General features: G+C 53.4%; 15 protein-coding genes. 7 read left to right on the top strand and 8 right to left on the bottom strand.

Translation table 11 applies throughout. The features are described from left to right. Positions 1–10: 10 nt before the first annotated feature. The 3 genes from HG66A1_RS08245 to HG66A1_RS08235 form a co-directional block, all read right to left on the bottom strand. Positions 11–1,255, bottom strand: a complete 1,245-nt coding sequence (locus HG66A1_RS08245; protein ID WP_145181980.1) for a RimK family alpha-L-glutamate ligase — start codon at positions 1,253–1,255, stop codon at positions 11–13. Between the two features lie 45 nt (positions 1,256–1,300). After that, a complete protein-coding gene (locus HG66A1_RS08240) occupies positions 1,301–1,783 on the bottom strand; it encodes an ATP-dependent zinc protease (protein WP_197993886.1) in 483 nt (160 codons plus the stop codon). Positions 1,784–2,092: 309 nt separating this feature from the next. Continuing rightward, positions 2,093–2,818 (bottom strand): PDZ domain-containing protein, encoded by a 726-nt coding sequence (locus HG66A1_RS08235; protein WP_197997043.1) that lies wholly within the window; start codon positions 2,816–2,818, stop codon positions 2,093–2,095. Positions 2,819–3,168: 350 nt separating this feature from the next. On the opposite strand from HG66A1_RS08235, the gene HG66A1_RS08230 reads away from it, so the two are divergent. After that, complete coding sequence (locus HG66A1_RS08230; protein ID WP_145181974.1) at positions 3,169–4,839, top strand: arylsulfatase; 1,671 nt, start codon at positions 3,169–3,171, stop codon at positions 4,837–4,839. Between the two features lie 88 nt (positions 4,840–4,927). Here the strand turns inward: HG66A1_RS08230 and HG66A1_RS31885 are convergent, their stop codons facing one another. After that, positions 4,928–6,694 (bottom strand): hypothetical protein, encoded by a 1,767-nt coding sequence (locus HG66A1_RS31885; RefSeq protein WP_197997042.1) that lies wholly within the window; start codon positions 6,692–6,694, stop codon positions 4,928–4,930. Positions 6,695–6,751: 57 nt separating this feature from the next. Continuing rightward, on the bottom strand, positions 6,752–7,732 hold the full coding sequence (locus HG66A1_RS08220) for a YybH family protein (RefSeq protein WP_145181971.1): 981 nt from the start codon (positions 7,730–7,732) through the stop codon (positions 6,752–6,754). Between the two features lie 303 nt (positions 7,733–8,035). On the opposite strand from HG66A1_RS08220, the gene mprF reads away from it, so the two are divergent. From mprF to HG66A1_RS08195, 5 genes are all read left to right on the top strand, one after another. Further along, a complete protein-coding gene (gene mprF, locus HG66A1_RS08215) occupies positions 8,036–10,603 on the top strand; it encodes a bifunctional lysylphosphatidylglycerol flippase/synthetase MprF (protein ID WP_145181968.1) in 2,568 nt (855 codons plus the stop codon). Further along, entirely contained in the window at positions 10,587–12,653 is a 2,067-nt protein-coding gene (locus tag HG66A1_RS08210) for a glycogen debranching protein (RefSeq protein WP_145181965.1), read from the top strand. Before mprF ends, HG66A1_RS08210 begins: the two co-directional genes overlap by 17 nt. Before the next feature lie 260 nt (positions 12,654–12,913). After that, positions 12,914–14,191: an FAD-dependent oxidoreductase gene (locus HG66A1_RS08205; RefSeq protein WP_145181962.1), complete on the top strand. Its 1,278-nt coding sequence runs from the start codon at positions 12,914–12,916 to the stop codon at positions 14,189–14,191. Positions 14,192–14,304: 113 nt separating this feature from the next. Further along, entirely contained in the window at positions 14,305–15,321 is a 1,017-nt protein-coding gene (locus tag HG66A1_RS08200; protein WP_145181959.1) for a prenyltransferase/squalene oxidase repeat-containing protein, read from the top strand. Positions 15,322–15,457: 136 nt separating this feature from the next. Beyond that, on the top strand, positions 15,458–16,306 hold the full coding sequence (locus tag HG66A1_RS08195) for a DUF6159 family protein (protein ID WP_145181956.1): 849 nt from the start codon (positions 15,458–15,460) through the stop codon (positions 16,304–16,306). Positions 16,307–16,337: 31 nt separating this feature from the next. On the opposite strand, the gene HG66A1_RS08190 is transcribed toward HG66A1_RS08195, so the two are convergent. Further along, positions 16,338–17,186 carry a glycerophosphodiester phosphodiesterase gene (locus tag HG66A1_RS08190; RefSeq protein ID WP_145181953.1) on the bottom strand — a complete coding sequence of 283 codons (849 nt, stop codon included), beginning with the start codon at positions 17,184–17,186 and terminating at the stop codon, positions 16,338–16,340. Positions 17,187–17,338: 152 nt separating this feature from the next. On the opposite strand from HG66A1_RS08190, the gene HG66A1_RS08185 reads away from it, so the two are divergent. Beyond that, positions 17,339–19,414 carry a serine hydrolase gene (locus HG66A1_RS08185; RefSeq protein WP_197997041.1) on the top strand — a complete coding sequence of 692 codons (2,076 nt, stop codon included), beginning with the start codon at positions 17,339–17,341 and terminating at the stop codon, positions 19,412–19,414. 17 nt (positions 19,415–19,431) lie between these two features. Here HG66A1_RS08185 and HG66A1_RS08180 read toward each other — a convergent pair whose 3' ends face one another. Further along, on the bottom strand, positions 19,432–20,535 hold the full coding sequence (locus tag HG66A1_RS08180) for an alpha/beta hydrolase family protein (RefSeq protein WP_232106776.1): 1,104 nt from the start codon (positions 20,533–20,535) through the stop codon (positions 19,432–19,434). A gap of 60 nt (positions 20,536–20,595) precedes the next feature. Then, positions 20,596–21,846 carry a nitrous oxide reductase family maturation protein NosD gene (locus tag HG66A1_RS08175; protein WP_145181948.1) on the bottom strand — a complete coding sequence of 417 codons (1,251 nt, stop codon included), beginning with the start codon at positions 21,844–21,846 and terminating at the stop codon, positions 20,596–20,598. Positions 21,847–21,866 lie beyond the last annotated feature (20 nt).

Raw genomic sequence — 21,866 nt, 5'->3', positions numbered from 1 at the left:
AACGTCAGCCTTATTCAGTGCCTGAGGCATCGCTTGCTCCGTGCCCGGCTTCCGAGAGCACCTCTTCAGCCACCGGCAGATCCGGCAAATCCATGACTTTGGGCCGCCTCTTACGACGGGTTTTAGCAGGAATCAGATCCCGCATGAAGTCGAGTTTTCCAAAACAGAGCAGCCGGTCGTTGGACTCCAGTATCCGATCTGAACGGGGGTTGGGGATCACCGTCGTCCCGCGATAGAGCGTCAGGACGTTGATATCCTTATCTCGCAGGCCGGAAGCCTGGATCGTCTTGCCTACGTATTCTGAACCCTCGGGAATATAAATCTCGGTCACACCATATCCACGACTGACGGTGAGCCGTTGCCTGAGATCGATTTCCGGGAAATCCACCTGAGCGGCGATGTAGTCAATGATCGCCCCGGCGATATCCAGCTGGGTACATTTTTCGATCCCTTCCAGCCCCGGCGAGGAATTGACTTCCATGATCTGGGGACCGTCTTTGCCCTCAAGCATATCAACGCCGGCGACTTTCAGACCCATGATTTGAGAAGCCCGGACCGCGGTCTTACAATAGGTTTCATCGAGAACGACCGGTTCGGTCAGACCGCCACGGTGGACGTTGCTGCGGAACTCCTGCCCCTGGGCGACACGCCGCATGGCAGCCACAACACGATCCCCGACCACAAACGCCCGGATATCGCGTCCTTTACTTTCCGCGACGAACTTCTGAATCAGCACGTTCTGCTTCTGGTTCTGCAGCAGTTCGATGATGGCTTCCGCGGACTTCACGGATTCCGCCAGCAGAACGCCGATCCCCTGCGTTCCTTCCAGCAGTTTGATGACAACCGGTGCGCCCCCTACCCGTTCGATTGCGGGGAGCACATCTTTTTTATCGCGAACGAATGTCGTCTGCGGAATACCGATCTGGTGCCGGCTGAGGATCTGCAGACTACGGAGTTTATCGCGTGAATTGGTGATACCGGCCGAGGTGTTGGCACAGAAAATGTCCATCTGCTCGAACTGCCTGACAACAGCGGTTCCGAAGTAGGTGATCGAGGCACCGACACGTGGGAGGACCGCATCGTAATCGGAGATCGATTTCTGTCGAAAGAACAGGTCGGGTTCGGCCTGCTTGAGATCGATGGCAAATTTGAGTGTGTTGAGAACCTTGACTTTAAATCCGCGGTGTTCGGCAGCTTCGCGCAGCCGCCGCGTACTGTAACATCTCGGGCTGCACGACAGGATTGCCAGTTTCATGAGTTATCCTTTTCTAACCTGAGTCTGCAGTAAAAAAGGCTGCACTCAGGTTCGTTTCTCTCGAGGAGGCTTACCGCCATAGTAAGATTTACCCGCATCCACAAAAAAACGCTGACGGAACGCCTCGCGTCCGAGCAGCATTCTGAAGCCCATTTCATCCCGATTCGCAAGAGTCAGTTCCACGGGCCAGTTGAAGCCGAGAAGTTCGATATTGGTCACAATGACAGGTCGCATGGTTGCCTTGCCACTGGAACTGCGAACCGAGCGATATTCGAAGATGCGGGCCTCAGCTTCGACGACTTCGTGTGTCCGGCGCTGGACAGGATGTACCTTGAAGCGAATCCATTCCTCCTGATCCCGCTCAAACCGATGCAGGTCATAAGCATGCAGCGATGAGGAACGTGCGCCCGTATCAACTTTGGCTTTGATCAGGCCAATTCCCAGATCTGGAAGACTGATCCATTCACGCCAACCAATGACAGTAGGATCAGATTTTTGTTTTTTCTTGCTCTGCAGTGTCTTCCTCACTTCGCTGCATCGCCTCCATTGCGTTATTCAAGGGGTCAATATCGTTCGATTTTACAGGACTTTGAGTGTGATCGCCAGTAAAGCCGCCTGAATTCAGCGATTTCCGGCTTTGAATTTGTCTTTATTCACGAAAACGCTGGACAAACCCGCTGGTGAATCTCACGTTCTGATCCTCATAGTTTCTCTGAAGTGGCTAATCGAATTCGACGTGAAGGTCCGTTTCAGACAAGTTTCTGCAGACCGGCACGAAAACAGGCGATGCCCAAGGTGAGCATCGCCTGTGAATTTTTTCGCTTAAGCTTGATTCGCTTACTTATCAGAAAGGCTGCCTTCGAAGTCCATGGGCATCGAAGAGTTCAGCTTGGGAGCGTACTCATAAGGAGCCGCATACTGATACTGCATCGGTGCTTTGGGATTGGCAAGATATTCATCATCGTTACCAAATTTGGCAGCATTCGGAAACTGGGGAGTGAAAGTCCGTGGAGGATTTCCACCAGCAGGAGCGTTGATCCGCTCGGCCCAACCCAGTGTCACATTGACTTTGCTGACAGCGCCCTTTTCTCCCACCTGGATTACAGAGAGAGTCACATTCTGCCCGGGCTCTGCTTTCGCCAGAAGCGCGTTCAACTGACGGACGGAAGCCAGACGATGCTTGCCGAACGAAAGGATGATGTCGTATTTCATCAGCCCTGCCTTGTCGGCTGGTGAGCCGGGAGCGACATGCATGATGACCACACCATACCCCGGATTGCCATCCAGGTTCGTTCCCACACCAGTCCACCAGTCGGGAGCACCATTTGTCAGATGAGCGGCCAGAGGACCGGAAGCATCTGTGGCAACAACCCCCAGGGTCGCTTTGTAATACTTCGAATAATGCTGATTCAGTCGCGCCTTGTGTGCTTCACTCATCAGAGCAGCATACTTCTGGCGGGGAGACAGATTCGGATCAATACTTTGGGGAGCAGCATTGGGAGCAGATTCCTGCGCCTGTGATTCGTAGTTCACGATCAAAAAGAGTGTGAGAAGACAAAGCAAGCCCTTGCTCGTTATAGACTTCTGCAGATTCATCTTGGTAACCCTTTATCTCAAAATATGTACGAGACACATGATATTTCTGATTGCTGAGCTTCTCGACCTGAGGGCAATCAAACAATCGCCGCACTCAACGTATTTACCCTATCCTAGCTTACGCATATACCTTGTCAAACACGGATTCAGAAATATGATGATTCCAGGCAACACTTATTTATCCAGACGTCCACCAACCGTAATTCCCCGCGAATCGGCAACTGGTTCTGGAAGCCAGCCCGAGGAGTGGTTAAGCTGAGAAAAGTCGGGATCCCGGCTTCCGAACATTCTTAAGACGCTCAACAGGAAGAATCATTATGCCCTCTGCTCCCCTGGACCGAATCAGCCACTCTCTGTGCGGCTTGACCTGTCTGCTGCTGGCACTGCTGCTCCCCCTGGATCATCTGTCCGCAGCCCAGCGGCCTAATATCCTGCTGATCGTCGCTGACGATCTTGGATACTCCGACCTTGGTTGTTTTGGTGGTGAAATCGAAACACCGCAACTCGACTCGCTGGCAAAAGAGGGGGTGCGGCTGACTCAGTTCTACAACACCGGACGCTGCTGTCCTTCTCGCGGATCGATCATGACCGGGCAATACCCGCATCGCGTCGGACTGGGACACATGACGAGGAACCTGAATCAGCGCGGCTACCAGGGACATCTCGACGATCAGGCGATCACGGTTGCCCAGATTTTACAGCAGGGTGGCTACCGCACGTTTCTCTCTGGTAAATGGCACCTCGGAACAGAAGATCCGACCAAGCACGGCTTTGAAGAATTTTATGGGACGCTGGTCAGCGCCAAAACGTTCTGGGACGTCGATCATTTCACCCGTCTCCCCGCGACCCGCGATACGCATACTTATCCTAAGGGAGAGTTCTACGGGACAGATGCCCTGGGGGACTATGCCATTGATTTCATGCGGATGGGCCGACGTAATCCCGATCAGCCCTGGTTCCTCTACCTCGCATTCAACGCCCCGCACTTCCCACTGCATGCCCCGAATAAGGAAATCGATAAATACGCAGATCGCTACCACATCGGCTGGGATCAGGTCCGGCAACAGCGACTGACACGCATGAAAAAGCTGGGGATCGTACCTGAAGTAACCAAACTCTCGCCGCGATCCCGTTACTGGGACTGGGGAGAAGCCGAAGCACGCGTCAACCCGGCCTGGGATTCACTGCCCACTGACCGCCGCGGGGATCTGGCACGCCGCATGGCAATCTTCGCTGCGATGGTTGACCGTCTGGATCAGAATGTAGGACGCGTCTTAACCAGCCTGCGTCAGAACAACGAGTTGGAGAACACGCTGATCATTTTCACGTCAGATAACGGAGCCTGTGCAGAATGGGATCCATTTGGCTTTGATATCCGTTCCAGTCGCAACAATACACTCTATTGGGGTGATCAGCTTGATCGCATGGGAGGCCCGGATACGCATCACAGTGTCGGTTCCGGCTGGGCTAATGCCTCCAACACCCCCTGGCGTCTCTACAAGCATTATAATCACGAAGGAGGCATCGCCTCTCCCGGAATCGTCCACTGGCCTGCCGGTGTGAAGCAGTCCGGCAAAATCATCTCCACGCCCGCACACATTATCGACATTGTCCCCACCCTGTTGGAGGCAGCCCAGGTCGCATATCCGGAAAGCTGGGATAATATACCGACGATTCCCCTGCCGGGACGCAGCCTGCTGCCTTTACTTCAGGGTAAACCTCAATCCGAACGGACTCTCTACTTCGAGCACCAGGGAAACCGGGCAATTCGCGAGGGTCGCTGGAAACTGGCTGCCACCCGGGGCGGCCCTTGGGAGTTGTATGATGTCTCCCGCGACCGGACTGAGCTGAACGATCTTGCTAAAACGGAACCGGAACGAGTTCAGCAACTTGCCCGAAAGTGGGATCAGTGGGCACAGGAGAACTTCGTGCTGCCCTACCCTCAGGATTATCGCATCGATTATCTGGCACCGCTGCAGAAACCGTAGTCTTTCCCAATCCAGCGCATAAAAAACCGAACTGGCCAGGTTGACCAGTTCGGTTGCAGGTTGTTCATACAGAGTCAAACATCGACAGTTAGTTCCCTGAAGTAGAGGTGCTGCTCCCGTCGGTGTTCTTATCTTTCTGATCCAGACGAACCATCAGCCATTGCTCGGTCTTTTCCTTGCCAATGTGAACCAGCAGGGGTGCTTCGTCTTTGGTGAGGTTATAGATCCCCGTGTCGTAGACCGTGTTTTTATCGTCGCCGACAGTCCAGGCTGCCCGCTGAGTCTTTTTATCGACCGAGCCCTGAATCTGCTGCGTCTTCTTAGTCTTGGTATCGGTGAAATTCCCTCTCAGGATTCCATCCTTGTTCACAGCCAGTTCGACCACATTGTCCGACTTGGTTTCCCCCGTCGGTGAGAGTGCGAACACGCCCAGCGGCATCCATTTCCCCTGGTCACTGACATCCGCCGAAGCACCAGCCTGAGCCAGTTGACTGGCCTGCTGAGTGTACTCTTCAGCGGTTCCCACATCCTGATTATTGACGTAGACGCTGTTGTCCTGGTAGACCACATTATTACCGTAGTCATAGTAGATCGGCTGCATGTTCGACCAGGCAAACCAGTCCATCATCGCTCCCCACGTACAGACCGTCCAGGCGTAGCCAGCCGGCCAGCCATGAGCATACCAGACACCAGGGTGAGCAGAGTACCAGCCGGGATAATACATCCCCCAGCCATAAAAACCGCCGCGAATCACAGCACCATGATAGTAACGTGTCGAAGGAGGGACATGCACGAAGCCGGCAGCATAACCACCATTTGGTCCATGGACGATACCACCTGCGGTACCACCTCCGCCGGGACCACGGACAACGCCTCCGGCGGCACCACCACCATTCGGACCGACAACCCGGCCGCCCGCAGCAGAGCCGCCATCACGACCGACGACGCGTCCGCCAGCAGCACTGCCCCCATCCGGTCCAACGACTCTCCCGCCGGCCGCGGATGCTCCACCGGGGCCGACAACGCGACCACCGGTAGCAGAACCACCATTGTTACCCGTAATGCTTCCACCCGCGGCATGACCACCGTCAGGACCAATCGCTCCACCGCCTGAAATAGTATTTCCCCGCGGCCCGGTATAGCTGCCTTCACCGGCGATTCCACCATTTGGTCCGTGATAGACGTTACCGGAACCAGAGCCGTTGGCAATCGAGCTGTTTACAGTATTGCGCCCTGTAAAGTCTTGAACCTGAGGATGCGAATTGGTGACTGCGTTATGACCGGCGTCTGAAGGGAGCCCCAGAAAATTATCCAGGCCCTGACGCGTCGGTCGCTGATTGAAATTCATGTTACCCATATTGAGCGAACCATCGTTACGCAGACCACGGCCGCCATTCAATTGATTGAGGTTACCCCGGTTAAACTGTCCGTTGTTGAAGCGGCTCAAGTTATCGCCATTCGTCCGGTCACCCGAACGAACCGAGTTCATGAAATTAGAGTCGAAGCCGGTTTTATCGTTGAAGCGGCCAGGTTGATCGAAGCGACTTCCGTAATTCGAGAAGCGGCTGCTATCAAAATTACCGCCACCTAAATTGCCACCACCAAAGTTACCACCATTGAAGTTGCGACCACCGCCTCCGAAATTGCCTCCACCGAAGTTACCGCCACTGAAGTTACGGGCACCTCCACCAAAGCCGCCTCCGCCTCCGAAGCCACCACCTCCGCCGCCGCGAAAACCGCCTCCACCGCCACCATGGAAGCCACCGCCACCAAATCCGCGGGCCCAGGCAACAGACAGATCAGCCGACACGAAACTCAGGGCTGTGACTGCGATGAGACTGATGAAAATTCTCATACCATTTATCCTCAACTAAAAAGTTTGATTGTCTTAAATCGAAGTGCCGTCTCGAGCCTATTGTCGTCGGGAAACAACCTCGAGTGCATCGGGCAGTTCCGTACCATTCACTGTTCGATTCACGGATTGCCAGCGGCAGCCGTTCTTATCGATTTTGGTGATGACATTGTTGGCACTGGTCAGCATGCCGTCTGCAGTCACACCCCGCGATTCAATCACCCATCCGTTCTCCACGGGAGCCCAGATTCCAATCGCATGACTGCCATCGGTGTTGAAGGTCCACGACATGATGTCCCCCGTAAGCGGATCCACGCCGATGATCTGTGTGCCCATCACTTGCGGCTTATCGCCGGACAGGGTCTGTGCAGAAAAGGTGCGTTCGATATATTTATTGCCCGGCATCCAGCGATAGACGGTCTTCAGCGTCACCCCCACATCCTCAGCTTCCCAACTGCCGATGAGCCATTCCAGATCCTTCAGATTCACCTGCGTCGCCGAGGGAACCAGATTCGATTCCTTCACGCTGACCATTTTCCACTTCCCATTCTGCCTGACGTGGGTCGCGGTATATTGACTGTAGTCTGTAGCCCCTTCGGGAACTGCCACCATGGTGCGGCCCTCTTCAATTGCCAGGTCATCACCAATCTGGCGAACAGAATCGACCGAGATCTGGATTTGAGCTTTTTTGTTGGTTTTGAAGTAAGCTGCATAGGCTTTCTGAATCGCCGGACGGCCAACCAGTCGCATGCCGCTGGCTTCCACATATTCCCCTTCCGGTGACCAGAAGGAAGCGACTTTCTCTGCATTCCCTGCGTCAAATGCTTTCTTGAATTCCACTGCAACCTTGCGAATGGCCTGTTCGGCCGCCGATGGTTTCGACCTGGTTTCAGCAGCGGGTGCTTTCTCAACAGCCTCCGCTTCACCAGAAACAGGAGTCCGCTGATATTGTGCTGATAAATCAGAACAGTCCAGTAGCAGACCGGTAGATAACACAGAGAAAAAGAGCCCCCAGCGGGCAAGATACGGAGAGAGATTCATCCTGATGTCTTTCAGAAAGGAGTTCGCGTTTGCTTGGATTGTGAGAGAGTTTACCCGCTGTTCAGCAACCAACAGCGCCTGGTTTTATTCTATTCCTGTCTATTCAATAATGCACGTATAATCTATGATCTCTTCGAGAAAATTCATGAGCCGTTCACTGTAACGGAGTAATTCTCTGACCAACTACGACCATGACACCACGATAGATAAATATTTTCTCATCTGTCTTTCAGTCGTGAGGCCTTCCAGCCCAAATGGCAAAGTTCAGACCATGATATCAGCCCCCGTGAATAAGACCCCTTGATGCTGCACCGCCTTAAACAACTCGCTCCGTTGCTGGTGATTACCATCTTTGTGGGAGCCATCTGGCTGCTGGTCAGGGAGCTGAAACATTACAACATCCACGATATCCGTTCGGCAGTGGAGCAGATTCCCGCCTGGCGACTCTGGGCAGCCGGGGGCTTAACCGTTCTCAATTACGTCTTGCTGATCGGTTATGACTATCTGGCAGTCCGGGCAATTCAGCATCCACTTTCTCTAGGGAAAATCTCGCTGGCTTCCTTTACCGGTTTTGTCACCAGCTATAATTTCGGTGCCCTGCTGGGAGGGACCTCGGTTCGCTATCGTCTCTATTCCGCCTGGGGTCTGACGGCGATGGAAATCCTGCAGTTGATGCTCATGCTGGGAACGACCTACTGGGTCGGCGTGTTCGCGCTGGCCGGAGTCGTCTTTCTTTCCCACCCTTTCCCGATTCCCGCATCGTTACACCTTCCTTTTTCCAGTGTTCAACCACTGGGGGGACTGTTACTGGCTGTTGCGGTTGTTTATGCCTCGCTGACACTTATCCGCAAATCACCCATCCGGGTCAAAGGCATTGAACTGCGTCTGCCCAGCACCAGGATGACCTTATTACAGCTGGCCGTCTCGGCGGGAGACCTGCTGCTGGTCGCTGCGATCGTGTATACCCTGCTCGCCCACAATCTCACCATTGGCTACGGGGAGTTTCTGGGCATCTTCCTGATGGCGACAGTGACGGTGGTACTTTCCCATGTACCGGGAGGGGTCGGCGTCTTTGAACTGGTAATTCTCACACTCGTCGCATCCCCTTCTTCAGCTAAAATTCTGGCAGGGTTACTGGTCTTCCGAGTGATTTACTACCTGATCCCCCTGTTTTTCGCTGTGATATTGATGGGCCTGCATGAGCTCTCACTCAATCGCGGCCTGGCGCAACGCACACTGCAGCAGGCGAATCGCTGGTCAGCGACGATCGCTCCCCTGATTCTTTCCTGGTGCACGCTACTTGCGGGGGCAGTCCTGCTCTTTTCGGGTGCCACCCCCATCGTCACAGCCCGCCTGGGCCACCTGCAACAGACGCTCCCCCTGCCCCTGGTCGAGATTTCACATTTCCTGGGGAGTCTGATCGGAGCAGCCCTGCTGGTCCTCGCCCGGGGACTCCAGCGACGACTCGATTCGGCCTGGTGGCTGATCACTGGCCTGCTCAGCCTGGGGATCCTGGTCTCTCTGCTGAAAGGCTTCGACTATGAAGAAGCGATTCTCCTGGGCGTCATTCTGCTGGCCCTGCTCCTCAGCCGCCAACAGTACTATCGCAAAGGTACCCTGATTCACGACCGCTTCAGTCTTCCCTGGGCGGCTACCATCCTGAGCATCGTACTCTGTTCGCTCTGGCTCGGACTGTTTGCCTATCGGAACATCGAATATTCCCACGAACTCTGGTGGGCGTTTACAATCAAAGGTGACGCTTCACGTTTCATGCGGGGCAGCATCGGTGCGATCTCGGTGGTGTTGCTCTTCTCCATTGCGAGATTAACCTCCGCACAGCGTCCCCAGGCACACCCGCCGACCACGGACGAACTGGCGCTGGTCAGGCAACTCGTGACAGCTTCACCAGTCACGTCCACACGCCTGGCATTACTGGGAGATAAATCCCTGCTGTTCAATCCACAGCAGACAGCGTTCATTATGTATGGCATTCAGAAACGGTCCTGGATCAGTCTGGGAGATCCCGTCGGGCCCGAAGCGGACCGGGCCGAACTGGTCTGGCAATTTCGCGAACTCGTGGACCTCTATGATGGATGGCCCGTCTTCTACCAGATCAGACCGGAAAACCTCTCAATTTATCTCGACCAGGGACTGACCATCCTCAAACTGGGTGAAGAGGCACGGGTCCCTTTAACCGAGTTTGAACTTTCTGGCGGTAAGCGACGAAAACTCCGTCAGGCGATCAATCACTGTGAACAGGCAGAATGTGGATTCACGATCATCCCCAGGGAGCAGGTTCCTGCCATCCTTCCGGAACTGAAACGGATCTCTGATGACTGGCTGCAGTCTAAGAGTACGAAGGAAAAAGGGTTTTCCCTCGGTTACTTTGATGAAACCTATCTGTCGCAATTCCCGATCGCTGTCGTCAAACAACGGGGAACGATCATTGCCTTCACGAATATACTCGAAGGCGCCGACAAAGAAGAACTCTCAGCCGATTTGATGCGTTACGATCAGACAGCGCCTCCGGGTGTGATGGAATACCTGTTTGTGAAACTGATGCTCTGGGGACAGACTGCAGGTTATGCCTGGTTCAATTTCGGCATGGCTCCCCTTTCCGGGATCGAAAGTCGTCCACTGTCCCCCGTCTGGAACCGGACGGCGAACCTGATCTTCCGCTATGGCGATCATTTCTACCGCTTTGAAGGTCTGCGCAGCTACAAAGAAAAATTCGATCCGGTCTGGACTCCCAAGTACCTCGCAGCGCCCGGCGGACTGGCACTGCCTCAGATCTTACGAGACCTGGTTGCCCTGATTGGTAAACCCCACACTGATTCGATCCGGAGATCGCACGATGGACCACTGGGATAAAAGAGAAGGCTCTCCCGTACACTTGGGAGAAACCTGGGTTCCCTCAGAGAACGCTTACAACTTCGCCATCTATTCGAAACACGCCGAACAGGTGAAGCTGCTCTTCTTCACCGAGGACAATCTGTTCGAACCGGTCTTCGAATTTGCGTTCGACTACCTGCGCAATAAGTCTGCTGAAATCTGGCACTGCCGGATTCCCAAAGAGAAGATCAAATCTGCAAAATACTACGCCTACCAGATCGACGGTCCCGCGCCGGATGGCATTTATGACTGGCATGCCTTTGATCCGGATAAGCTGCTGTTTGATCCCTATTCCCACAACCTTTTCTTCCCCCCCCTGTTTGATCGTCAGCGGGCCTGCCTGCCGGGCTCCAACATCGGACATGCCCCGCTCTCGGTATTACAGTCGATTGAATGCGCCTTTAACTGGGATGACGACCAGCATATCCATCACACTTCTGACCTGGTCATCTACGAGATGCACGTCAAGGGGTTTACCAGACGTGAGAACTCTGGAGTCTCGGCTGATGCCCGGGGTACGTTCGCGGGTGTGATCGAAAAAATCCCGTATCTCCTGGAACTGGGAGTGACTGCGGTTGAACTGATGCCCGTCTATCAGTTCGACGACGACGATGGTAATTACTGGGGATACATGCCCCTGGGCTTCTTCGCGCCGCATGATGCGTACTGCAAATCAGACGACACCTGCGAACGCCACATCGAATTTTGTGAAATGGTCAAAGCCCTGCACAAAGCCGGCATCGAAGTCATCCTGGATGTGGTTTACAACCATACTGGCGAGGGAAATGAACAGGGCCCCACCTACAGTTTCAAAGGAATCGACAACACCACCTATTACACGTTGACTGACAACCCCCGAGATCCGTTCGCCAATTATTCAGGATCGGGCAACACACTGCATACCGCCAACCGGGCCGTCCGGAAGATGATCGTCGACAGTATGCACTACTGGGTCAAGGAGATGCACGTAGACGGTTTCCGCTTTGACCTGGCCAGCATCCTCACCCGCAGACTGGATGGGAGCATTGATGAATCGAACCCGACCACGATTGGACAGATTGGTTCAGACAATACCCTGACGGACCGCCGCTTCATCGCAGAACCCTGGGATGCCGCGGGAGAGTTTCAGCTCGGCTCCCGTTTTCCCGGTCATCGCTGGATGCAATGGAATGCCGCCTACCGAGATACCGTGCAACAGTTCGTGCGAGGGGATTCTGGAAAAGTCGCAGACCTCATGACGCGCATCTACGGCAGTTGTGACCTGTTTCCCGATGACTGCCTGCACGCCCTGCGACCATACCAGAGCGTCAACTATATCACTTCGCATGACGGCTTTACCCTGTATGATCTGGTCTCGTATAACAGCAAACAGAACTGGGCCAACGGTCACAACAATACCGATGGAACCAACGATTACAGCTGGAACTGCGGCTGGGAAGGGGCAGACGCGCCTCCCGAAGTCGAACAGCTTAGAAAGCAGCAGGCCAAAAACCTGTTTGCGCTGTTGATGGTCTCCAATGGTTCGCCCATGTTTCGAATGGGTGACGAATTCCTGCAGACCCAGGAGGGCAACAACAACCCGTACAACCAGGACAACGAAACGACCTGGCTCGACTGGGATCGACTTGAGACGCACCAGGATTTCTTTCGTTTCGTCAAACTGATGATCGCCTTCCGAAAACGGCACTCAACGGTCTGCCGTTCCCATTTCTGGAGAGAAGATGTAAAATGGTACGGAGTTACACGCTATGTCGATCTGACGCCTGCCGCGAAAACGCTGGCGTTCTGTCTGCATGGTCAGAGTGAAGCGGACGTCGATTTGTATGTCATGATCAATGCTGCCGCCAACACCTGCATTTTTGGAATCCATGAAGGAACTCCCGGAGAATGGCAGCGGGTGGTCGACACGGCCCTGCCCAGCCCGGAAGATGTGCTGGAACCAGAGTCCCTGAAGCCGGTTTCCGCAGCAACCTATGATGTGCAGGCACGGTCGGTTGTCATTCTGATCAGGCAAAAGCGTATCTTATAAATAATCACTCTTCAGCTGCGAAAGATGAGACGAAATATGGAAGGTTATGCTCAAGTCATCGGCAGTCTGATGATTCTCTTCGTCATAGTGATCATCTCCCGCCGAAGCTTTAAACGGAAACCTGTGTCAGATTCGCAAGCCTCACAGGATAAGGCGACCGAACAACCGCCGTCAGATTCGGAACAAAACACAACTTAAATCTGTTTCGCGCTCAGTATTACCCGCCAAGATGCAATTCTTTTTACAGGAGGTTACGGGCCATGGATGAGTTTCAACCACCGTCAAGCGGTGCTTCGATTACAACTCGCTGTTGTGTTGTCGGCGGAGGGCCAGCGGGATTATTTCTCGGCTATCTGCTGGGGCGGGCCGGCGTGGAAGTCATCGTACTGGAAAAACACAAAGATTTCCTGCGTGACTTTCGTGGCGACACCATTCATCCTTCCACACTGGAACTGCTGCATGAACTGGGCCTGCTCGATGAATTCCTGGGCATCGCGGACAAGCACTTCGAATCTTTGAAACTCAATTTTGAAGGGCAGGATGTTGAAGGGCCTTACTTCACACATCTGCCGACCAAATGCAAATTCATCACTTTTGCACCACAGTGGGATTTCCTGAATATGCTGGCCCGACATGGCGCTGAGTTCCCCAACTTCCAAGTACACATGCAGTCGAAGGCCACCGGCCTGATCTTTGACGGAGACCAGGTCGTGGGCGTGAAGGTGGAAGGAGTGAATGGAGAATATGAAATCCGAGCCGATCTAGTCGTCGGTGCCGACGGTCGAGGATCGGACATGCGCCACGAAGCAGGTGTCGAAATCGTCGAAAAAGGGATTCCTATCGACGTACTCTGGTTCCGGGTCAGCAAAGCAGGCGAAGTCACCGACAACACACTGGCCCGCATTCGAGATGGGAGAATGTTAATCACCATCGACCGGGGAGACTACTTCCAGACCGGGATGATCATTAACAAAGGTTCCTTCGATGACTTGAAGCAGGAAGGCCTCGAAGCCTTCCGCAACCGGGTCGTCGAGATTCTGCCCGCCCTCTCTGATGGCATCAACGACATCGACTCGTGGGACAAGGTCCGTCTGCTGACCGTGCAGTTGAATCACATTACCAACTGGGCTCGTCCGGGGCTGCTGTTCATTGGAGACGCAGCACATGCGATGTCCCCTGTGGGAGGAGTTGGCGTCAACCTCGCAGTGCAGGATGCGGTCGCAGCAGCCAACATCCTGGCGGACCCGCTCTATAATGAAACCCTGACTCTGTCAGATCTGAAGCGGGTACAACAGCGGCGTGAACCACCGGCTCTCCATATGCAGCGCCTGCAGGTCTTCGCACACCAACGACTGTTCGGCGGTAGCAGCGTCCCGGGTAAACCGATCTCGATTTCCTGGCCGTTACGGAAAATGGCTGGGCTGCTTGCCCCGATTCTCAGACGCAAAGCAGGGAAGATCATCGGACTCGGTTTACTTCAGGAGCATATCGAATGCCCCAGCCGCGCCCCTCGCCCTGCAGAAGCGTCCGCGAAATGAACCTGTTCTACGGGAAGTCCTTCTGTTAAGGGAATCTGCTGGAAACGGTATCCCCATGACTGCTACAATCGAGCAGTACACGATCAGAGTCCATCCCCCTGTGAAGGCGTAGCATGTACCATTCGATTCTGCAGGCATGCGTCTGCTGTCTCATCCTGAATCTCGCACTCTTATCGCCAGCCGGTGAAACCGCTCCCGATCCGGCTCTGGTTCGTTCAGCCATTTCCCGTTCCATCCCCCTCATCGAAAAAGCAGCCGCCGGCTCAGCCCACGAACGAACCTGTTTCACCTGTCATAACCAGGCCCTGGCCGTCCTGGTATTCAGTGAGGCACAGCCGCGGGGATTCAAAATTGATCAGACCAATTTTCAAAGACAGGTCGATCACACAGCAGCTGCCCTCAAGCGGGGGCTGGAAAAATATCAGACGGGGCAAGGTCAGGGAGGCGGCCCTGATATGGCCAGTTTTTCCCTCTGGACACTGGAGCTGGCGGGCAGAAAACCGGATGAAGTCACAGCAGCCGTCACCGGGTATCTGCTGGAACGCAACCGCTCCCGCGATCACTGGCTGCGTAATTCTACGCGGCCTCCGTCCATGTCCAGCGATACCAACACCAGTTATTTCGTAATCCGAGCACTGAGAAATTTTGGAACCGAGGCACAACAACCCCGGATCCAGAAACGTTTCGCTCAAAGCCGCGACTGGTTCCTGAAACTCAAACCGGCTTCCACCGAAGAACGAGTCTTTCAGTTGAGAGCCTTCCTGGAACTCAATGTAGAAGAGTCACGTATTCAAGCGGCAGCCCGGGAACTGACACAGCTGCAGAATTCCGATGGGGGCTGGTCACAACTCCCCGAGATGACCAGCGACGCCTACGCTACAGGGACCGTCCTTGTGGCCCTCTTACGTTCGGGACAACATAAGGCAAGCGATCTGAGCATTCAACGCGGCATAAAATACCTGCTCGAGACTCAGCAACCGGATGGCTCCTGGTATGTGAAATCGCGGGCCAATCCGTTTCAGACTTACTTCGAAACCGGCTATCCGCATGGGAAAGACCAGTTCATCTCAGTCACCGCAGCCAGTTGGGCCACCGTTGCACTGCTGCTGACATTGCCGACCGATGAATAATCTATGAGAATCCTCAGATTCGATTATGTCCGCGTGCAGCAATCTGTTATAACTCTGGGGAAGTTGCCACGAATGCAACAGTTTATGACAGCGTCGCACTGTATTGCCAGCCAGATCATCAGGAGGATTCACAATCATGTTTACCCGCATCTCAAACGGATGGGCACTCTCAAAACAGAGTTTTCACGTCTTAATGCTGGATAAAGAACTGCTCCTGTTTCCCATCATGAGTGGCATTTCCTGTCTGCTGGTACTGGCCAGTTTTGCCCTGCCCCTGTGGAACAGTAAATATGTTGATGTCATCATGAACGACCAGCAGGCCCCGCAGGATCCGGTCGCTTATGTGATTCTGTTTGCCTTCTATTTCGTAAATTACTTCGTGATGATCTTTTTCAACTCGGCCCTGATGTCCTGTGCCATCATTCGCCTGAAGGGGGGCAATCCGGGGATCGGCGATGGCTTTAATTCCGCCCTCAACCGACTGCCGCAAATCGCTGGTTGGGCTCTGGTCAGTGCGACCGTAGGTTTCATCATCAAGATGATCGAGTCCCGCTCTGAGAGACTGGGACAGTTTGTCGCCGGTCTGCTGGGAATGGCCTGGTCAATTACGACTTATTTCGTGATCCCCGTCCTGGTAGTCGAACGAAAAAACCCCTTTGAGTCAATCAAACGCTCTGTCGGTATTCTGCGCGAGACCTGGGGCGAATCACTGGTCGCCAACTTCGGGATCGGCATGATCATGTTCCTGGTCATGATCCCGCTGATCGCAATGATTGTGGGTGGAGGCTTCTTAATCAGTTCAGGAAGTGTCGCCCTCGGTGGAGCTCTGATCGGAGTCGCCATTTTCGGTATCCTGCTGGCATCCCTGGTTTCCTCCGCCTGCCATTCGATCGTCATCGCAGCCATCTACCTTTACGCTGCTGAGGAAGAGGTCCCGGAGGTCTTCGATCACGATCTGATCGCACATGCCTTCGCACAAAAATAGAACCGAACGATGTATCTAAAGCAGATTCGAATCAGGAACCCGGATCTGCTTCTCTCCAGATGCGACGGCACTCCAGTGGATAATCGGTCAGCATGCCTTCTACACCAGCCGCACGGATCTGATTCCAGACCGTAGGATTCCGACGGGCCTCCCCTGCTCCACCAAAATTAAACAGCACCTGTTTGCCCTGCTGTTTGAGAGAGTCGACTTCTGACTTTTCAGGAACAAAGGTCAGCAGAAAAACATCCAGTTTTCCCTCACTGAGACGAGTTTCCAGATTCTTCCGGCTGACATTTTGTCCGACGCGAAACTTTGGATTTAACTTTTTCAGACGCTGACTCATATCAGCACTCTGATCGAAGCCAAAACAGTCGCCAAACAGATCACATTGTTCCAGCAGTTGAATCAGTTTACGTTCGCCTTCCGGATTCAGCTGCTTGATGTTCAATGCGATCACAGTCTCGCCCCGTTTGCGATCCCTGATCAGCTTCAGAGTCTCTTCCAGAGTAGGAATCCGTGTCTCTGCGAAAGCAGGATCAAACCACTTTCCAGCATCGAGCTGTTGAGCCTCGGCCCAGATGATGTCTCTGATGGAACGTTTGCCTCCGTCAGTTGTTCGCTGCAGACTGTCATCGTGAATGATGACCAGCTCACCATCTTTTGTCGTTCGAATATCCAGTTCGATACCCAGCCCGAGATCCAGGCAGGTTGAAAATGCGGGGAGCGTATTTTCGGGAGCATGGCGCAGCAGCCCCCGATGCGCGATTAAGATTGGATCCCCTGCGAATAAAGCCTCAGAGACGATGCTCAACGTACAGAGCAAACCGATTCCCATCTTGAGATAATTCAAAGCAACGCCCTTTCCGGATTCTGTTTTCATTCGGTTCTGAGTGAGACCAGACAACCAGTTTACAGTGCCTTTCAGTTAAAATCAGCCTCCGGGATTAGAATCTGCTTGAACCAGCTTCGCTGGGCCCTTTATCATCGAAGGAGTTCACTTCATTATCCGCCAGCTTTCGAATGGTAAAACTCATGCCTTTGAGAATCTTCCTGCTGCTCCTGCTCAGTCTTACAACCAGCTTACTGCGAGCTGCCGAAATAACTTTTGAACTGAAAATGTCTGCGGTAGAGTACCAGCGTTTTGTTTCAGGTCTCGGGAAGCAGGATCTGGCTCTGGCTGAAGTCAGTGTTTTTCCAGGACAGCGCTCCATCGAATTTGCAGCAATCGCCGTCCCTCGCATGAGCCAGCGCGACTGGAAAGCACATCACGGGCTGACGATCGGTCAGCTGAATCAGAAATTAGAGGAATATGCTGCAGATGGTTTTCAACCCGTGGAGATTAGCGGATGTGAACTAAGAGGCTCAGCCCGTTATGCTGTCATCTGGGAAAAAGGGGCTGCTCCCGATTTCATTTTGAAACATTCCCTCGATGATACCGAGCTCAAGGAAACTCTGGAGACCCTGAAAGAACAGGGCTATAGTCCACTTTCCCTGGATGGATTCGCTCTCCGCAATAAAGCCTCCCATGCAGGGATCTGGGTGAAACAGCAGGCAAACGCCTGGGAAGCAGAATGTAATGTCCCCGCAGACAGGTTTCCTCAGACCTACGACGAGTTTATCGCGCGTGGCTATCGCCTGGAAGAACTCTGCGGGTTCAGTATTGGTAACACTCCCTTTTACCATGCCCTCTGGTCCAAAGTTTCCGGCCCGATCTGGCAGGCACGATTTCATTCAACTGCCAGTCAATTAGAGGAAGTCGATAAGAAACGCAGAACCGAGAATCTGGAGCTGTCTTACCTGGATGGCTACCAGGTAAACGGCAAGACTTTTTTCAACGCTATCTGGAGAAAACCGGAGCAGAGATCTCGCATGACTTCCTCACCGATTCGCTGGCAGACCGCCGCTGACATTCCGGTCACCGGTCTGGAACAGCCGGAACTCGCTTCACTGGACCAGTCAATCAAAGAGTTCCTGCTCGAACACCATCCCCCGGGTGCATCTGTCGCGGTCAGCTATCGCGGTCGTCTCGTTTACGCTCGCGGTTTTGGTTACGCCGATGTTGAGCAAAAGAAAAAGGTCCAGCCAGACAGCCAGTTTCGGATTGCCAGCCTCTCCAAACCTATCACAGCCGTAGCCATCATGAAGCTCATCGAACAGGGAAAATTGCAGCTGGACACGAAGGTCTTTTCAGTCTTGAAAGATTACCAGAAGGAGCTGGCAGCTCCAGAAGTCGATCCGCGTCTAAAAGATATCACAATTCAAAACCTCCTGAATCATACCGGCGGCTGGGACCGGGATGCCTCCTTTGATCCCATGTTTCGTTCGGTTGCTTTCGCCAGACAACTGGGCAAGCAGCCTCCCGCTGAAGCGGACGATGTAATTCGCATCATGGTACAGAAACCACTCGATTTTGCCCCTGGTGAAAAGTATGCCTACTCCAATTTTGGCTACTGCCTGCTGGGCCGGGTGATCGAAGAGATAACCGGACAGTCCTACGCAGAATATGTGCAGCAGACGATCTGCCAGCCCCTGGGTATGAAACACACAGAACTCGGCAGGACACTACTCATCAACCGACGTCCCAATGAGGTCAAATACTACAGCGAGAATGTTGGCAGTACAGTCTATTCTAATAATACGCTCTCCGAAGTGCCGCGTCCGTATGGTGCCTGGTATCTGGAAGCAATGGACTCACACGGAGGCTGGATTTCATCTGCTCCAGACCTGGTACGCTTCGCGACTGCGTTCAACCTGCCGGATGAATGCCCGATCCTGAAGGCTCCTGCCCTCTCCCAGATGTTTGCCCGTCCTGAAGGGAGTGCGGGCTTCACAGAGGATGGCGTCCCCAAAGTTGCCTATTATGCCTGTGGTTGGATGGTGCGGCCGATCGACACAGCAGGTAACGCAAACCATTGGCATATGGGAGCCCTGGATGGCACTTCAACCTTACTCGTCAGACGACTGGACCGAATCAACTGGGCCATTCTATTCAATACCCACCAAGGTGCGGACCAGAAGCGACTATCAAATCTGATCGATGCCCCCATGCATCGCTGGATCAACCAGATCGAAAACTGGCCTGAAAAAGATCAGTTCCGAGAGGAATGAGTCGCTTCGGTACACCTCTATTTTTTGAGATGCCGATCAAAAAACTGGTAGGCTGCTTCACGCGTCGCGGGTGGAAAATCGTGCTGTGCCTCAGGATATGTGGCCTGCAGATTCTCTGGGTGTCCAGATAACTGATAGACCGGCTGCGCGATCCGAATCACATCTTTCACCCCCGAGACCTCAAAATTACTGTCGTTCACAGGAGCACATGCCAGAAAAGCCCGCGGCGCAAAGCTGGCCACGATCTCGGTGAAATCAAAGGGAACCTGATTTGGATCGTTCTGGTATTTGCTGTTGATCAACGGCATGTAGCGGTCACTGGTCCAGCCTTTCAGCTTTCCGCCGTAGTACTTATGGAAACGGGTGAAGCCACAGCTTGATACCAGGGCCTTGATGCGGGTATCAAAGGCCGCGGTAAACATCGTATTATGTCCCCCCAGTGAATGACCCACACAACCGATCTGATCCGCGTTGACATAATCCAGTGACTGCAACAGATCAATGGACCGCATATTGTCATAGATCGCCTTCATGGTTCCACTACGGTATTCGGGGTGCGCTTTGAAATCATACGGATACTCACCGAACGAAGGATAATCGGGCGCGAGTGTGACATAGCCCCGCTCTGCCAGTTCGATCGCATACTTCAGATTGGGCAGTCCCCGGATTCCCGCCGGTTCCTCTTTTCCGATTTGCGAATTCGTCTGATGCAGACAGAGAATGGCAGGCACTCGATGGTCGGCAGAGGCGCCTTGAGGAACAAACAGATATGCTTTGACCCGCTGTTGTAGATCGTCTGTGTGATACGAGATTTTTAGTCGCTTCACCTTGCCCAGATCGGTCTCTTCCAGCACTTTCATCTCCAGGGGCACCGGCTGCTTCGGCCGGGGCACTTCGCCCATCACCGTCTGCATATTAGACAGGATGTGCTGTCTCCGAGTTTGCCAGTCATTCCAGTTTTTTACCGACTGCTTCTCACCATTCTGGTCCAGATAGTAAGACAGATCCAGGTGCTCCCGATAAACGGGAGCAGCCTGTTCTGTCTCAGACTGCTGTTCTGCCGCCTGTAACCCGGAGAGACATCCCCACAGACACATCATCCATCCACTTAACCGCAGCATTTCTGATCCGCCTTTCTATTGAAGTTTCTCGCAGATTACATTTGCCATTGAAACAGACGACTACTTGGATTCCGGCTTCACAGGCTCTGCTGCCGCTTCAAGAACATGTTCCACGATCGATTCTTTCAGCAGTTTGTGGTCTGATTCGACATCGATCAGCAGGTTATTCCCGAAGATCACATGGGTCGTCGGTTCGATCACTTCCACTGCCTTGGGACGCACTGAAGAGAACAGGTTGCCGGAGACAGTAATTCCCCGAGTCTTATCCAGTGTCAGACCAGCGGCTTTGAGATCGTTGGTGCGGCGTTTGACCATTCCTTTTCCAATGTAACTATTGGAGAAGTTATTGCCTGTCACTGTAATCCGACCGGACCCAGGACCAATCCACAATGCATCTTCTGCGAGCAGTGTGAAAGTATTCGCACTCACAGCACAGCCATGCGCGTCTTTGAGAATAATCCCTTTTCCGTTATGCGCAATCACGTTCGCAGACATCGTAATGCCGTAGCATTCCCGGTCGAGGATGATGGCACTTCCGTTACATTCTTCAATCATGTTGGCACTGACGATTGAGCCATAGGTATTCTCAATGATCACGCCATGTCGCAGGTGGTCATCCAGATTATTTCCGCTCATACACAGGTTATATCCATCGTCGCAACGCAGGGCATCCTGGTTCTCTTCAAAGTGATTCGCTGAAACCACAATATCGTGACAGCCGATCAGATTCAGTCCGACGGCTTTGTTGTATGTGATCAGACAATCCGAAACGCGGGGGTCTTCAAAACAGAAGTCCAGAAAGATTCCATCACTGCCGTGATAGCTGCTGGTAACCCCATGAATAAAGATTTCCTGCACCCACTTGGCATTGATGCCCCTACCGCTCTTTTCATTTCCCGTCACACGAAAGTTCTGCAACTGCACACGCCAGATACGGGGCTTCGGATCTTTTTTCCCATCGGGCAGTTTCATATCAGCCGGGGGGTGGATCTGAATCGCATCCAGGCCCTCTTCATTCTTGTTATGGATATGCGTCGCTCCCCCTGCACCGACCAGCATAAAATCGCCACTGCTAATCACAAGTGGTTTGTCGATTACAAATTTACCCGGAGGCAGCATCACAATCCCTCCCTCAGCAGGAACCGCATCAATGGCTTCCTGAATTGTGGAGTAATTGATTGCGTGGATCACCGGTCGTGCACCAGCCAGTTTCGGCTCTGCCGCTCCTGCTGAAACCGGGTGGAAATTCAGCTGAAAACTGAGTGTAACAGTCAGCATCAAAAACAGAACCGTTCGTTGTAAACTCATCATGGCAGGCAGGACCTCTCTTG

This window comes from Gimesia chilikensis (assembly GCF_007744075.1).
Lineage (GTDB): Bacteria > Planctomycetota > Planctomycetia > Planctomycetales > Planctomycetaceae > Gimesia > Gimesia chilikensis_A.
The sequence above is the reverse complement of the archived record's forward strand: the minus strand, read 5'-3'. Positions and strand labels throughout refer to the sequence as shown.